General features: G+C 42.9%; 17 protein-coding genes. 12 read left to right on the top strand and 5 right to left on the bottom strand.

Annotated elements, in window-relative coordinates; genetic code table 11:
- Positions 1–6: 6 nt before the first annotated feature.
- The 7 genes from rpmJ (at position 7) to B9T38_RS05075 (ending at position 4,740) form a co-directional block, all read left to right on the top strand.
- Positions 7–123 carry a 50S ribosomal protein L36 gene (gene rpmJ, locus B9T38_RS05105; RefSeq protein ID WP_000867907.1) on the top strand — a complete coding sequence of 39 codons (117 nt, stop codon included), beginning with the start codon at positions 7–9 and terminating at the stop codon, positions 121–123.
- 106 nt (positions 124–229) lie between these two features.
- Positions 230–586, top strand: a complete 357-nt coding sequence (gene rpsM, locus B9T38_RS05100) for a 30S ribosomal protein S13 (protein WP_086174447.1) — start codon at positions 230–232, stop codon at positions 584–586.
- Between the two features lie 19 nt (positions 587–605).
- Entirely contained in the window at positions 606–992 is a 387-nt protein-coding gene (gene rpsK, locus B9T38_RS05095; protein WP_001040166.1) for a 30S ribosomal protein S11, read from the top strand.
- Positions 993–1,004: 12 nt separating this feature from the next.
- Positions 1,005–1,631: a 30S ribosomal protein S4 gene (gene rpsD / locus B9T38_RS05090; protein WP_086195760.1), complete on the top strand. Its 627-nt coding sequence runs from the start codon at positions 1,005–1,007 to the stop codon at positions 1,629–1,631.
- Between the two features lie 17 nt (positions 1,632–1,648).
- Positions 1,649–2,656: a DNA-directed RNA polymerase subunit alpha gene (locus B9T38_RS05085; protein WP_004869497.1), complete on the top strand. Its 1,008-nt coding sequence runs from the start codon at positions 1,649–1,651 to the stop codon at positions 2,654–2,656.
- Between the two features lie 18 nt (positions 2,657–2,674).
- Positions 2,675–3,040: a 50S ribosomal protein L17 gene (rplQ, locus tag B9T38_RS05080; protein ID WP_004281488.1), complete on the top strand. Its 366-nt coding sequence runs from the start codon at positions 2,675–2,677 to the stop codon at positions 3,038–3,040.
- Between the two features lie 203 nt (positions 3,041–3,243).
- Positions 3,244–4,740 (top strand): flavin-containing monooxygenase, encoded by a 1,497-nt coding sequence (locus B9T38_RS05075; RefSeq protein ID WP_086195759.1) that lies wholly within the window; start codon positions 3,244–3,246, stop codon positions 4,738–4,740.
- A 149-nt stretch (positions 4,741–4,889) separates the two neighbouring features.
- Here B9T38_RS05075 and B9T38_RS05070 read toward each other — a convergent pair whose 3' ends face one another.
- Positions 4,890–6,062 (bottom strand): acyl-CoA dehydrogenase family protein, encoded by a 1,173-nt coding sequence (locus B9T38_RS05070; RefSeq protein ID WP_086195758.1) that lies wholly within the window; start codon positions 6,060–6,062, stop codon positions 4,890–4,892.
- A gap of 189 nt (positions 6,063–6,251) precedes the next feature.
- On the opposite strand from B9T38_RS05070, the gene B9T38_RS05065 reads away from it, so the two are divergent.
- Both B9T38_RS05065 and B9T38_RS05060 read left to right on the top strand, forming a co-directional pair.
- Positions 6,252–6,509, top strand: coding sequence for an FAD assembly factor SdhE (locus B9T38_RS05065; RefSeq protein WP_086195757.1), 258 nt, complete (start codon positions 6,252–6,254; stop codon positions 6,507–6,509).
- On the top strand, positions 6,502–6,888 hold the full coding sequence (locus B9T38_RS05060; RefSeq protein WP_086195756.1) for a hypothetical protein: 387 nt from the start codon (positions 6,502–6,504) through the stop codon (positions 6,886–6,888). Before B9T38_RS05065 ends, B9T38_RS05060 begins: the two co-directional genes overlap by 8 nt.
- Positions 6,889–6,946: 58 nt before the next feature.
- Here the strand turns inward: B9T38_RS05060 and B9T38_RS17085 are convergent, their stop codons facing one another.
- Entirely contained in the window at positions 6,947–7,081 is a 135-nt protein-coding gene (locus B9T38_RS17085) for a hypothetical protein (RefSeq protein ID WP_286086727.1), read from the bottom strand.
- Between the two features lie 323 nt (positions 7,082–7,404).
- Here B9T38_RS17085 and B9T38_RS05055 point away from each other — a divergent pair, with 323 nt between their 5' ends.
- From B9T38_RS05055 to B9T38_RS05045, 3 genes are all read left to right on the top strand, one after another.
- Positions 7,405–8,460: a hypothetical protein gene (locus tag B9T38_RS05055; RefSeq protein ID WP_086195755.1), complete on the top strand. Its 1,056-nt coding sequence runs from the start codon at positions 7,405–7,407 to the stop codon at positions 8,458–8,460.
- Positions 8,461–8,550: 90 nt separating this feature from the next.
- Positions 8,551–9,120, top strand: a complete 570-nt coding sequence (rrtA, locus tag B9T38_RS05050) for a rhombosortase (RefSeq protein WP_086195754.1) — start codon at positions 8,551–8,553, stop codon at positions 9,118–9,120.
- Between the two features lie 184 nt (positions 9,121–9,304).
- On the top strand, positions 9,305–11,503 hold the full coding sequence (locus B9T38_RS05045; protein WP_086195753.1) for a TRAP transporter large permease subunit: 2,199 nt from the start codon (positions 9,305–9,307) through the stop codon (positions 11,501–11,503).
- Positions 11,504–11,565: 62 nt separating this feature from the next.
- Here B9T38_RS05045 and B9T38_RS05040 read toward each other — a convergent pair whose 3' ends face one another.
- From B9T38_RS05040 to B9T38_RS05030, 3 genes are read right to left on the bottom strand one after another with little or no spacing between them, the layout of a single operon-like run.
- The gene (locus B9T38_RS05040) at positions 11,566–12,438 is read right to left on the bottom strand and encodes a DMT family transporter (protein ID WP_086195752.1); all 873 of its coding nucleotides are present in this window, start codon (positions 12,436–12,438) and stop codon (positions 11,566–11,568) included.
- 56 nt (positions 12,439–12,494) lie between these two features.
- A complete protein-coding gene (locus tag B9T38_RS05035) occupies positions 12,495–12,923 on the bottom strand; it encodes a hypothetical protein (protein ID WP_086195751.1) in 429 nt (142 codons plus the stop codon).
- 13 nt (positions 12,924–12,936) lie between these two features.
- Positions 12,937–13,146, bottom strand: coding sequence for a YheV family putative zinc ribbon protein (locus B9T38_RS05030; RefSeq protein WP_171263178.1), 210 nt, complete (start codon positions 13,144–13,146; stop codon positions 12,937–12,939).
- Between the last annotated feature and the right edge of the window lie 2 nt (positions 13,147–13,148).

The raw sequence follows: 13,148 nt of genomic DNA, 5'->3' as shown, positions 1-13,148 counted from the left end.
TTCATCATGAAAGTACAAGCTTCTGTTAAAAAAATTTGTGGTAGCTGTAAAGTTATCCGTCGTAATGGGGTTATCCGCGTTATTTGTAGCGCTGAACCTCGTCATAAGCAGCGTCAAGGTTAATCTGATCAAGACCTGTTGATTTCAGTAGGCTAATTAGGTTATTATCCGCCCCTCAAGATATTTGTGGGGCGGTTGATTATCTCTACTGCCTTTTTGGAGAAAGTGAATGGCTCGTATTGCCGGTGTAAACATTCCGGATAACAAGCATGCTGTTATCTCCCTCACGTATATTTTTGGTATCGGTCGCCACACTGCTAAGAACATCTTAGCTGCTGCTGGTATTGCACCAACTACTAAGATCCGTGAATTGGATGATGCTCAGCTTGATGCGATTCGTGCAGAAATTACCAAGGTTCCGACCGAAGGTGATTTACGTCGCGAAATTTCCATGAACATTAAACGTTTAATGGATTTAGGCTGCTACCGCGGTCTTCGTCATCGTCGCAGCTTGCCTGTCCGTGGACAACGCACCAAAACTAACGCACGTACCCGTAAAGGTCCGCGCAAACCTATTAAGAAATAAGATTTCTGGAAGCTAAAAGATGGCTAAAGATACTCGCACACGCAAGAAGGTCACTCGTACCGTCTCTGAAGGTGTTGCACACATTCACGCTTCTTTTAATAACACCATTGTGACTATTACCGATCGTCAAGGTAATGCACTGGCTTGGGCCACTTCAGGTGGACAAGGCTTCCGTGGATCACGTAAATCAACTCCGTTTGCTGCTCAGGTAGCTGCTGAAGTTGCTGGTAAAGCAGCTTTGGATTACGGTTTGAAAAACTTGGATGTCCTTGTAAAAGGTCCTGGTCCTGGTCGTGAGTCTGCGGTTCGTGCTTTAGGTGCAGTGGGTTATAAAATTAACAGCATTACCGATGTGACGCCAATCCCGCACAACGGTTGTCGTCCACCTAAAAAACGTCGTGTGTAAGGAGAATCATTCATGGCTCGTTATATTGGTCCAAAATGCAAACTCTCTCGCCGCGAAGGGACAGACCTGCAATTAAAATCTGGCGTTAAACCATTTGACGTTAAGACAAAAAAACATGCTAAAGCACCTGGCCAACATGGCGGGGCTCGTGGCAGCAAACAATCTGAGTACTCACTACAATTACGTGAAAAACAAAAAGTACGTCGTATGTACGGTGTGTTAGAACGTCAATTTAGTAACTACTATAAAGAAGCTGCTCGTGTTAAAGGCGCAACAGGTGAAAACTTGTTGAAACTGCTTGAAAGCCGCCTTGATAACGTAGTTTATCGCATGGGTTTTGGTTCTACACGTGCAGAAGCTCGTCAGCTTGTATCTCACCGTAGCATTACTTTGAATGGTCGTCGTGTTAACATCGCGTCTATCCAAGTTAAAGCTGGCGATGTAATCGCAGTTCACGAAGGTGCTAAACAACAATTGCGTATTAAAGGCGCAATTGAATTGGCTGCTCAACGTGGTATTCCTTCTTGGATGGAAGTTGACCATTCAAAACTAGAAGGTACGTTTAAAGCTGCACCGGATCGTTCTGATTTACCTGCTGAAATCAACGAAAGCTTGATTGTAGAATTGTATTCTAAATAATCCTTGAGGTAGCAATAATGACGCGTACTGCAAATGAGTTTCTAACTCCGCAAGCGATCAAGGTCGAAGCGGCTAGCGGGACCTCGGCAAAAGTGATTCTGGAACCATTAGAGCGTGGCTTTGGTCATACTCTTGGTAATGCTTTACGTCGTATCCTTCTTTCTTCTTTACCTGGCGCTGCTGTGGTTGAAGTTGAAATAGAAGGGGTTGAGCACGAGTACAGTACCTTGGAAGGCTTGCAGCAGGACATCGTCGAGCTCTTGCTGAACCTAAAAGGATTGTCGATTAAGCTGTTCGATCAAAACGAAGCATATTTGACATTAGAAAAACAAGGTCCAGGCGATGTAACAGCCGCTGATCTTCGTTTACCTCATAATGTTGAAGTGGTAAACCCTGAGCATTTGATCGGCACTTTAAGTGCTTCAGGCAATTTAAAAATGCGCCTGAAAGTTTCTCAAGGTCGTGGTTATGAAACTTCTGACTCACGTTTCCCAGAAGGCGAGACTCGCCCTGTGGGTCGCTTACAGTTAGATGCTTCTTATAGCCCAATCAAACGTGTGTCTTATACAGTAGAAAATGCTCGTGTAGAACAACGTACTGACCTTGATAAACTGATCATTGATCTTGAAACAAACGGTACAGTTGATCCTGAAGAAGCAATCCGTAAAGCGGCAACAATCTTGCAACAACAAATTGCAATTTTTGTTGATCTTCAGAAAGATCAAGCTCCTGTTGCTCAAGAGCCTCGCGAAGAAGTGGATCCAATCTTGCTTCGTCCAGTAGATGATCTAGAGCTTACTGTTCGTTCTGCTAACTGTTTGAAAGCAGAAAATATTTACTACATCGGTGATTTGGTTCAACGTACTGAAGTGGAGTTGTTAAAAACTCCTAACCTCGGTAAAAAATCGTTAACTGAAATCAAAGATGTTCTGGCTTCTAAAGGCTTACAACTCGGCATGCGTTTAGAGAACTGGCCACCAGCTAGTCTCCGTATGGACGACCGTTTTGCCTATCGTAGCCGTTAATTAAGTAGGACTATCACCATGCGTCATCGTAATAGTGGTGTGAAATTAGGCCGTACAAGCAGTCATCGTAAAGCGATGTTCCAAAACATGGCTAACTCTTTGTTCGAGCACGAGTTGATTAAAACAACTGTGCCTAAAGCTAAAGAGTTACGTCGTGTAGCTGAGCCTTTAATCACTTTAGCTAAAAACGATACTGTTGCAAACCGTCGTTTGGCGTTTGCTCGTACTCGTTCAGCAGCAACTGTTGGTAAATTATTTACCGTTCTTGGCCCTCGTTACAAAGAACGTAACGGCGGTTATCTACGTGTTCTTAAAGCGGGCTTCCGTGCAGGTGATGCTGCACCGATGGCTTACGTTGAGCTAGTAGATCGCGAAGTTAACTAATTTCGCAAGAAGAGCTTCAGTTGTTCTAAAAAAGACCGGTGTTTCACCGGTCTTTTTTATGCCTGATGATTTTTAATTCTCTGATAATTTAAACTTTTGTCCTGAACTGACATATTTTTTATGACTTTCATACAAACTTGACATTGAGTATTGTCAATTTTATGGTTTAATAAAATAAAGCTTAAACAGGTTATAAAAAGAACATGGAAAAACATATTGATGTGTTGATTGTCGGTGCCGGTATTTCGGGTATTGGTCTGGCTGTTCATCTTTCGAAAAATTGCCCACAACGCCAGTTTGAAATTATTGAACGTCGTGAAAGTTTTGGTGGAACTTGGGATTTATTCAAATATCCGGGAATCCGCTCCGATTCAGATATGTCGACCTTTGGTTTTAATTTTAAGCCGTGGCAAAAAGACAGCGTCTTGGCGGATGGTCCATCCATCAAAAATTATTTATCTGAAGTGATTGACGAGTATCAGCTTAAAAATAAAATCCATTTTCAGCATCGGGTTTTTGCGGCGAATTATGATTCGATCACTAAAAAGTGGGTGGTTGAAATTGAAGATACTGCTCAAAAAAAGCAAACCTGGGTGGCCAATTTTGTTTTAGGTTGTACTGGTTATTATAATTACGATCAGGGATTCCAACCTGAATTTCCAAATCAGTCTGCATTTAAAGGCGAGTTTATTCATCCGCAACATTGGCCTGAGCAGCTAGATTATTCTGGTAAAAAGGTCGTAATTATTGGTAGTGGAGCCACAGCGATTACCTTGGTGCCAGCCATGGCGAAAGGTGGTGCAGGGCATGTCACCATGCTGCAACGCTCCCCAACCTATATCGCCTCTGTGCCGTCAATTGATCTGGTCTATGACAAAATGCGTAAGATCTTACCAGAAGATCTGGCCTATAAATTAACGCGCGCGCGTAATATTGGCATGCAACGTGGTATTTATGCCCTGGCGCAGAAACAGCCGAAACTGCTCAAGAAGCTTTTGCTGAATGCGGTGAAATTCCAGCTCAAGGATAAAGTTGACATGAAGCATTTTACTCCAAACTATGAGCCTTGGGATCAGCGTCTGTGTGTGGTACCGGATGGTGACCTGTTTAAGATTCTGCGTGAAGGCCGTGCTTCAGTTGAAACGGATCAAATTGAAAAATTTACTGAAACGGGTATTCAGTTAAAGTCCGGTAAACATTTGGATGCGGATATTGTCGTTTCTGCAACCGGATTGAATATTCAGATTTTAGGCGGTATTCAGGCCACGATTGATGGCAAGCTGATGAATACCTCTCAACATATGCTGTATCAGGGCATCATGGTCAGTGATGTGCCAAATATGGCCATGATTATTGGCTATATCAATGCTTCCTGGACACTGAAAGTGGATATTGCAGCAGATTATATTTGCCGTCTGATCAACTATATGGATAAAAATGGCTATGATGAAGTGATTCCACAAGGTGACGCGACCGAGTTAATGCAAGATACCGTGATGGGCAGTCTGAGTTCAGGTTATATTGCCCGTGCTGCTGATGTCATGCCGAAACAGGGCAAGCATGCACCTTGGAGTGTCTCCAATAATTATCTGGCTGACCGTAAACAATTAAAGCATGCACGTTTTGATGATGGTGTGCTTAAATTTCATAAGCGTGAGCAACAAGATAAGAAAAGCTCGACACCGCGTTTAGTCTCATAATTGAATTTCATTATTTTTTGAAGAGAGAGCAGTAATGCTCCCTCTTTTATACTTATTGAATTATGGGTTCAAGTTGTCAGCTTTTATTCTGCTGCAAGCTGCTACAGATAGAGCACCAAGCATTGAACCGGTCTAGAAATAAACGTTGATTATAGCGAACGTGAAATCAATTCTTTCATAATTTCATTGGTGCCGGCATAAATCCGGTTGGCACGGTTATCAATATAGGCACGTGCGATTGGATATTCCATCATGTAGCCATAACCGCCATGCAGTTGCAGGCATTCATCCACGACTTTGGAAAACATTTCGGAAATTTTGTATTTCGCTGCTGCCGCTGCATCAATACCCAATTTTTCTTCTAGCTGTAATTCCATACAGCGGTCTAAATAAGCCCGACAGAAATCGATTTCGGTTCTTAATTCAGCCAGTTTAAAGCGGGTATTTTGAAAAGCACTGATCGGCTTGGCGAAAGCTTGTCGCTGTTTGGTGTATTGCACAGTATGCGCGAATGCTGCTTCGGCTCCCGCCTGACAAATGATGGCGACCAACATGCGCTCCCAGGCCAGTTCTTTCATCAGCATCATAAAACCCATGCCTTCCATACCGAGTAAGTTTTCTTTAGGCACACGGACATTGTCAAAGAACAACTCGCAGGTATCTTGTCCTTTCATACCAATTTTATTTAAAGGTTTGCCTTTACTGAAACCGGCACGGTCAGCTTCGACCATAATTAAAGAAAGATTAGCTGAACCTTTATCACTGCTGCCCGTTTTGCAGACCACAATCGCCATGTCACACAGGTAGCCATTGGTGATAAAAATTTTGGAACCATTGATGACATAATCACTGCCATCCAAAACAGCAGAGGTACGTACTGCTTGCAAGTCAGATCCTGTTCCCGGTTCGGTCATGGCAATGGCAGTAACGACTTCACCTGTAGCCATTTTTGGTAGCCAATTTGACTTCTGCTTCTCATTGCCGAAATTGCAGATGTAATTGGCCACAATATCCGAATGTAGCGAAAAGCCTGTGGATGAATCCATGGCATAAGCCTGTTCTTCAATCAGGATCATGCTGTAAAGACGGTCTACACCCGAACCTCCGTATTGTTCCGGCATGGTGGCACAAAGTAAGCCCAGTGCACCGGCCTTGTTCCACAAATCCCGGTCGACATGCTGTTGCTGTTCATATCTGGCAGTATTGGGAACCACTTCCTTTTCATAAAATTTGCGTACCGTTTCACGGAAAGCTGCATGTTCGGCATTAAACAAATGACGGGGCAGCATATTGGCTAAAGGTCGAATCGCAGCTGATTGCATTATTATTGTGTCCATCTAGAAATATGTTGTTTGATAAAAATTAAAAGATTGACGCATAAGCGACAATGAGATGAATGCTCAAATGTACAGATAAAATGATGAATTTGGTCAATTCGGGCAAATGGCTCGAAATAGAGGGGATGGATAGGGTAAACTAGCAAAAAATTTCACACTGTTGGGGAGCTAGCTATGAGCGAAGAAATCAGCTTGGAAGAACGCAAAGTCATTTATCGTGCTCGTCGCGGTTTAAAAGAGATTGATGTTTATTTTGACCCTTATGTAAAAAATTATTATCTACAGGCAGATGCAGCAGAGAAAGAAACTTTTGCTGAGTTGGTCGCGCAAGAGGACCCAGATCTGCTAGATTGGTTTATGGAAGTGTCTGAACCGCCACGTCCAGAAATGAGAGCATTGATTGCCAAGTTGAAACATTACGTCCATGGCTAACCGTTGTTTTCAGCTGAAACGCAGCCGTCTGGCCTGCATATTTCAGCTGAGCATTTTTACTCTGTTGATTGTACTTTTGCAGCAACTCTTGCCCGTATGGCTATGGTTGCTGTGTATTGTGCTGGGTGTAATGACCTATGCCTATGGCTTGAAAGTCCCTCAACCGATCTGTTTGGAATATTTGCATGCACGTGAATGGTCACTGTCGCATTTAAAATCGCAACAGGTTAAACGTGTGTCGGTTAGTCATTTGATTGATCATCAGCTTTATATTGTGGTGTATTTCCAGCATTTTCAGGAGAAGCCACTCTTGATTTGGGTTGATCAATTGCCTTTTAAGCAATGGAAAGCACTGAAAAAACTGGCTAAATTAAGCTAATTGTTAGACAGTTGTATAAAATTTATTTTAATTAAATTATTTATAATCAATTATATAGTTATATTTCTTGTTCTTTGTAAGACAGTTTGATGAGAAAAATCACAAATGTTGCAATTGTCAGACAATTTTTCCAGTGAATTATTTCAGCTAAATGTAAATTAAAACCACCAACAGCAACTGAGGAAATCATCATGGTGATTCCAACTTGGATGTTTCTGGTGATAGCAATTGTTTTGGCGATTGTTATTGGACGACTAGGAACAGTGCTGAAGGATCGATTTGCACAACATGAAAGCCGTTAGGCTTTGACCCCTTGATAAGTAGCATGTGCCGAACCGTCGCAATGCTACTTTTTTTTGCCCAAAATTTTTAACTTGATGGAATACAGTCAATTTTCCGTACGTCATTTCGTGGCACAGTAGCAAACCAAATTAGAGTGAATACTCTTTTATTCAAATTTTGCATCTGCTATGTTTAGGTGCTATGGACATAAACACAATTATAGAGGACAGGAAAATGTCGCAAGTCCAAAAAATATGCCAGGGTATGGCAGCCATCATCGTTACAGGTTCTTTATTATCAGGTTGTTCTCAAGTGGTTAAATCAGGGGCAAACATTGCCCTGGGTTTTAGTGAGAAACATATTGTACCGCCTATCTTGGCCATGGATGATGCCGATATGGCGTGCAATTCAGGCAATGCCTTAACGCCTGCTATTATGTCCACCAAAGATATGGGGGCAGACCCAACCCGTATTGCGGTTCTTTTATATGCTTCATCAGGAATTTGTGCTGAAAATCAGGCCTTGGAAGCAGAATTGCATTATTTACGCGCCTCTAAAGCGGGGCAAGTTTCAGAAGCACAAGATGCCCGTATCCAGCAAAAACGCTGGGCTGCCATTGCCGCACAGCGTCAGTATGCAGGCTACCAGCTATTAGAAAAGCGTTGGGCGACAAAATATAACAAGGCCCTAGGTGATGGGTGCCCAAAAATGAAAAGTGACCTCGATCAAACGGTATATTTAATGGGAATGATCAGTGGCTTACAGGCCATGACCAATGACATTAATTCTGGCGGTGCCGTCAATGTACCGAAAGATATTGCGGCAGTGGTGGAACGCGGTATGGTGTGCCTGGATAACGCCAAATTCTGGGGTGCGCCAGAAGCTGCACGTGCAGTCATTTGGACCTTGTTGCCGGGTGCGGGAGATGGTAAGCCCGACCCTTATCAGACTTTAAAACAGTCAGTGCAACTGGGTGAACAAAAAGGTGTACGCTTGTCACATGCCCTGTATGCGGTTGCAGCTCAAGCCAGTGGTGATGATGCCAAGATTCGTGATGCACTGAAAGCATTTGCCACAGCCCGCTCTGAAGAAAAACCGGTTAATCCACAGTTCAGACTGGTAGACAGTATGGCGCAAAATATGGTGCAGGGAATTTCAGACCGTTACTGGACTGAACATACTGGCATCCGCTCCAGTGATGATGGTATGCAACGTTTCTGGGATGATCAGGATAGTTCTGCAGAACTGGATGATTTATTTACTGAAAATGAGACTGCCGCATCCTCTTAAGTTGAATGGATGAAAGAGAATATAAGAACAAAATGGGTTGGAATGATGTTTTATTTTTAATCCGTTATTTCTAAACAGGGGGGCATGCCAATGAAAAACCCGTTTCTAATGCAAAAGATTATTTTTATTGCATTTGTAATGTCTTTTTCGGCCTGCCTTCAAGTTTTTGCAGACTCATTTATTTATTGGCAAGCTGATTTATTTAAAGAATTCTGGCGTTTATGGACTGCCCATTGGGTACATGTGGGATGGATTCATTATCTGCTGAATATGCTGGCTTTTGCCTGTTTACCTTTCATCTTTCCACGCGTCAAAATATGGCATTTCGTTGCTTTACTTTTATTACTTCCGCCATTTATCAGTCTGTGTTTTTATTATTTTTTTCCAGATATAGAAGCTTATGCCGGCCTGTCTGGAGTCTTGCACGGGGCGTATGTCACCGTTGCCTGTGTGCATCTGTTGTATAGAAAAGAGCGCAATTTTGCTGCCTTGGTGTTGTGCCTGATTCTGGGAAAATTGCTTTGGGAAAATACGGTAGGCAGTGTCGGTACAGCGGAACTGATTGGCAGTCCAGTCTTGGTTGAAGCACATTTGTTAGGTGTTATTGGAGGAGTCGTCATCGCTTTGGCTTATGTTTTATGGGAATATTTTGTTGAATAGTGGCAAGATTGACATTTAAAACAGAAAAGAAAATACATATTGTCATTTTCATTGATATCGAGTTAATGCAAATTTGTTGATAAGAATAAATAGATTGAATAGAGAAAGGATGTTTTCTATTCAGAAAAGGAAAGTGGCATTGCTGAAGTTGTAGCAATGATTAAAAGAAAAAATAGGAATGCACATGCAAAATGATGAAAACAGCAGATCAGGATTAGGTCTGTTACGTTATATATGGACAGAGTGGATCTCGACTTTTGTCATTCTATTACTACTTTTACTCACACTCATCATCGGTACTGGTGAGATGATTCATGGTCAGCTATTACGTGTGGGTGAACGTTTGTATGGCAATGAAGATATTGGCATGCAATATTCTTTTTTACGTGCAGAACCCACCAAGCCAAGCTGTGACTTACATCCGGATATTGATGCGCAAGTACAAAAACAAATGAAAGCCAATGCCAATGATGAGTTCGCTGATATTTTCGGGACTACATCGGAAGCAGATGTACGGGCTTCGGTTCTGGCAGGGCAGCAACAGTGCCAGGAAAAGTATCAATTCTATGACAAAGCCATTCAATATATGGATGATCATCCAACGATAAGAACTTACCGTACCATAGAAACCTCATTCTTTGGTGTTTTTAAATTTGGTACTGAAAACCGTGTCATTATTTTATTGTTGATGGTTGTGGTTGCTGCAATCACCGCTTCAGTCAAGTTTCATCATATTGGCTTACGTGCTCCAACCACCAAGCTGGATTATCGTGTTTATGCCCTGTTTATGGCATTGGGTAATGGTCTGCTGACAGCATCGGTACTCAGCCAATACCATTCCATTATCAACTCAGGCGTGACTTCCACGTATGAAACACTGACGGTTTACTGGTTGTGGATTTTCCTGTTTATTAGCTTAACCCTGATCAGTCTGTTACAACTCTTTAAACCACCTATGGCTAAACAGGAAGCTAAGGGTAATCTGGGACTGGCTTTACTGAGTGTACCTTTATATGCCTACATGGCATTAGTGACCGGGATTGTTTTTACCTTTGTCATGGATTATCCAATGGGGCAAGGGATTTACCTCGGAATTCTGGTGGAATTCTCTGGCATTTTCTTAAACCTGGCACTGTTTATCTGGGCGGGTATGCTATTGACCCAAACCCGGGTGATGGATTTATTCCTCGGTATTTTACGTCCCTGGAATTTGGCCCCTGAAACCTTGACCTGGCTGATTTTGATTGCCGCTGCGATTCCAACGGCCTATACCGGTGCTTCCGGCATTTTCGTTGTGGCAGCAGGTGCGATCATTTATAAGGAAGTATGGAATTCAGGTTCACGCCGTCAATATGCCCTGGCTGTTTCCGCCATGTCCGGTTCCTTAGGTGTGGTGATTCGTCCATGTCTATTGGTGATTTTGATCTCGATGCTGGATAGTCGTCATGTGACTTCTGACGAACTGTTTAATCATGGTATCTACGTCTTCTGGCTGACCGCGTTTATTTTCCTTGGGGTATCATTATATTTGGCTGAAACGCGTTTCCGTGTCAATTCACCGAAAATTGCGGTTCCAGGCATGTTGAAAGCCATTGTTCCGGTGATTCCTTATATCGTGATTACTGTTGTTGTCATTTTAATGTATACGATGGGTCTGGATACTCAAATGGATGAATTCACTGCTCCGGTGATTCTGCCGATAATCCTGATTGCTTACATTATGTTTGATAAATGGTGGGGTGACCGTTTTGTGACACCACCAGACCGTCATGCAGCATTAACCCTGGAACATGAAAAACAGTCGCCCTTTATGCGCGAACATACACCGCATGGGGGAGAAAAATCACGCGGCTTTGCCCATTCCATGTGGTTTGCTTCAGCAGAAACCGTTGGACATATTGGTGCGCTGATTATCCTGATGGCCTTGTCTGCAAGTGTAGGCGGTCTGATTGAACGTAGTGAAGTGGTTGAACTATTGCCAACGCATCTGGGCAATATCTATATTTCACTGGCCTTTATTGCACTGTTGCTGGCAATTGTCGGTATGACGACAGATCCATTTGGTGCGGTCATTCTGGTGGCTGCCACCATTGCACCGGTAGCTTATGAAAATGGTATTCATCCCATCCATTTCTGGATGATTGTACTGGTTGCCTTTGAATTGGGCTATGTCTCTCCGCCTGTGGCGCTGAATCATCTCCTGACTCGAATGTCGGTAGGTGATGATGAGGTACGCGCTGCCGATGCGGAAGCAAAGGTCAAATACACCAAGTTCTATTACCGTTATGAACGCTGGTTGCTACCGATTATGGTGCTGTTCCCATCCTTGCTGATTGTGACCTATGCACCGTATATTTTTAAAATGTTCGGGTGGTACCATTAATTGATCATGCTAAAAAAGCACCTTCGGGTGCTTTTTTATGACAGAAAGAAATGGCTGAATGATTAGACTGAACGTTTTTGCACCACGGGGCTGCACAGGATAATCGCACCCAGAATCAGTCCGAAGCCGATTAAACTATAATGATCGGGTGTTTCACGCAAAAAGATAAAGCCCCAGATTCCTGCAAAAATAATGGCAATATAATTCACCGGGCCAATTTGTCCGGCAGGTGCGAGTTTATAGGCATTGGACATGAAAATCTGGCTGATATTGGCCAGCAGTCCCGCGCCAATCAAGAAACCTAGTTCAGTCCAGGTATAAGAACGCCATAGCCAGAACATCGGAATCATGGAAATGAGGGTGCCGATAAAACAGAAATAAAACACGATTTTTTCTGGCGATTCAGTAATGGTAAGTGCACGAACCGTCACAAATGCCATGGCCGCCAGCAAGCTTGCCCCTAGTCCAATGATCGACATCTGGTTAAACATGCCGGCATCAGGTTTGGCCACAAAAATGACACCGATCAGGCCAATGGCTGCTGCGAGCAGCATAGATTGGGTAATTTTTTCTTTCAGAAACAACCAGGCGATCAGGGGAATAAAAATCGGGGAAGAATAGGTAAACACCATGGCATTGGACAGCTTTAAATGGGCAATCGCATAAAAGAAGCCATACATGGCGACCAGCCCGATCACGACACGCCAGCTATGCATCCAGATTTTTTCGGTTTTAAAAAATCCAATTCCTTTACGGTAAATAAACGGCAGAAAAATAAACAAGCCGACAAAGTTGCGAAAAAATACAATAGTGGGATTATCTACCGTGTGTGAGGCATAGCGAATACAGACGCCCATCAGAGAAAATAAAAAGGCAGAGCAGGTCAGTAAGGCAAGTGCTGTAAACAGGTTCCGATTGCTGGTCGGTAGGGACATGAAAGAAATCAGCTAAAACATGTGCTGATATTTTAGCTGAATATTCAACTATAAAATTATTGTTTTTGAGCCAATTGAGCTTCGAGTAATTTAATTTGTTCTTCTTTCAGGGCGATCAGCTCATCTGCATCGGCGTGTTGAGCTTTTAGCATGCTTTCCTGTTTATTTAACTGGCTTTGAATATCGTCCAGTTTGGCCACTTCTTCTTTGGCGAGTGCTTCATTTTCTGGAACAGCTTCTTTCAGAATTTTTTCATCCACCAGCTGAATGGTTTTCTGCTCGGCTTGAGCAAGCGGTTCAGTTGGTTTTTCAGCTTTAGCCACAGGTTTTGCAGGAGCTGTTAAACTGGCTCCTTCATGTTCAGGCAATGTTTCATTTGAAGTTGCAAAAAACCATTGATAGGCCAAAAAAAGCGCAATGATTGCAACCAATCCCCCCATAATGCCCAATAAAAGTTTTGGGCTATTTCTTTGATCTAATGTCATATTGAACCTGTTTTTATTTAGGCTGACGTGGTTTGAACTGAATGACACCAATCTCATCCGGCAGTTCCGGCATTTGTGGTTCTTCGACATGTGTTGGCCGGTTTTCGCTATAGCCACAGTCAATACATTCAATCCATTCATCGTCGCCAGAAGTTAGCATGACAACCCGATCCAGTGCTTCACATTTTGGACATTTAGCACCTGCAATGAAACGACGTTTGATAG

The sequence above is a fragment of the Acinetobacter sp. ANC 4218 genome, from assembly GCF_002135245.1.
Taxonomy (GTDB): domain Bacteria; phylum Pseudomonadota; class Gammaproteobacteria; order Pseudomonadales; family Moraxellaceae; genus Acinetobacter.
Note: the sequence above shows the minus strand (reverse complement) of the source record. Positions and strands in the feature narration are given on the sequence as shown.

Bases quoted from the DNA above. Each gene is read 5' to 3' on its own strand.
- rpmJ (WP_000867907.1), top strand. From the start codon at position 7: ATGAAAGTACAAGCTTCTGTTAAAAAAATTTGTGGTAGCTGTAAAGTT.
- rpsM (WP_086174447.1), top strand. From the start codon at position 230: ATGGCTCGTATTGCCGGTGTAAACATTCCGGATAACAAGCATGCTGTT.
- rpsK (WP_001040166.1), top strand. From the start codon at position 606: ATGGCTAAAGATACTCGCACACGCAAGAAGGTCACTCGTACCGTCTCT.
- rpsD (WP_086195760.1), top strand. From the start codon at position 1,005: ATGGCTCGTTATATTGGTCCAAAATGCAAACTCTCTCGCCGCGAAGGG.
- B9T38_RS05085 (WP_004869497.1), top strand. From the start codon at position 1,649: ATGACGCGTACTGCAAATGAGTTTCTAACTCCGCAAGCGATCAAGGTC.
- rplQ (WP_004281488.1), top strand. From the start codon at position 2,675: ATGCGTCATCGTAATAGTGGTGTGAAATTAGGCCGTACAAGCAGTCAT.
- B9T38_RS05075 (WP_086195759.1), top strand. From the start codon at position 3,244: ATGGAAAAACATATTGATGTGTTGATTGTCGGTGCCGGTATTTCGGGT.
- B9T38_RS05070 (WP_086195758.1), bottom strand. From the start codon at position 6,062: ATGCAATCAGCTGCGATTCGACCTTTAGCCAATATGCTGCCCCGTCAT.
- B9T38_RS05065 (WP_086195757.1), top strand. From the start codon at position 6,252: ATGAGCGAAGAAATCAGCTTGGAAGAACGCAAAGTCATTTATCGTGCT.
- B9T38_RS05060 (WP_086195756.1), top strand. From the start codon at position 6,502: ATGGCTAACCGTTGTTTTCAGCTGAAACGCAGCCGTCTGGCCTGCATA.
- B9T38_RS17085 (WP_286086727.1), bottom strand. From the start codon at position 7,081: ATGATGATTTCCTCAGTTGCTGTTGGTGGTTTTAATTTACATTTAGCT.
- B9T38_RS05055 (WP_086195755.1), top strand. From the start codon at position 7,405: ATGTCGCAAGTCCAAAAAATATGCCAGGGTATGGCAGCCATCATCGTT.
- rrtA (WP_086195754.1), top strand. From the start codon at position 8,551: ATGAAAAACCCGTTTCTAATGCAAAAGATTATTTTTATTGCATTTGTA.
- B9T38_RS05045 (WP_086195753.1), top strand. From the start codon at position 9,305: ATGCAAAATGATGAAAACAGCAGATCAGGATTAGGTCTGTTACGTTAT.
- B9T38_RS05040 (WP_086195752.1), bottom strand. From the start codon at position 12,438: ATGTCCCTACCGACCAGCAATCGGAACCTGTTTACAGCACTTGCCTTA.
- B9T38_RS05035 (WP_086195751.1), bottom strand. From the start codon at position 12,923: ATGACATTAGATCAAAGAAATAGCCCAAAACTTTTATTGGGCATTATG.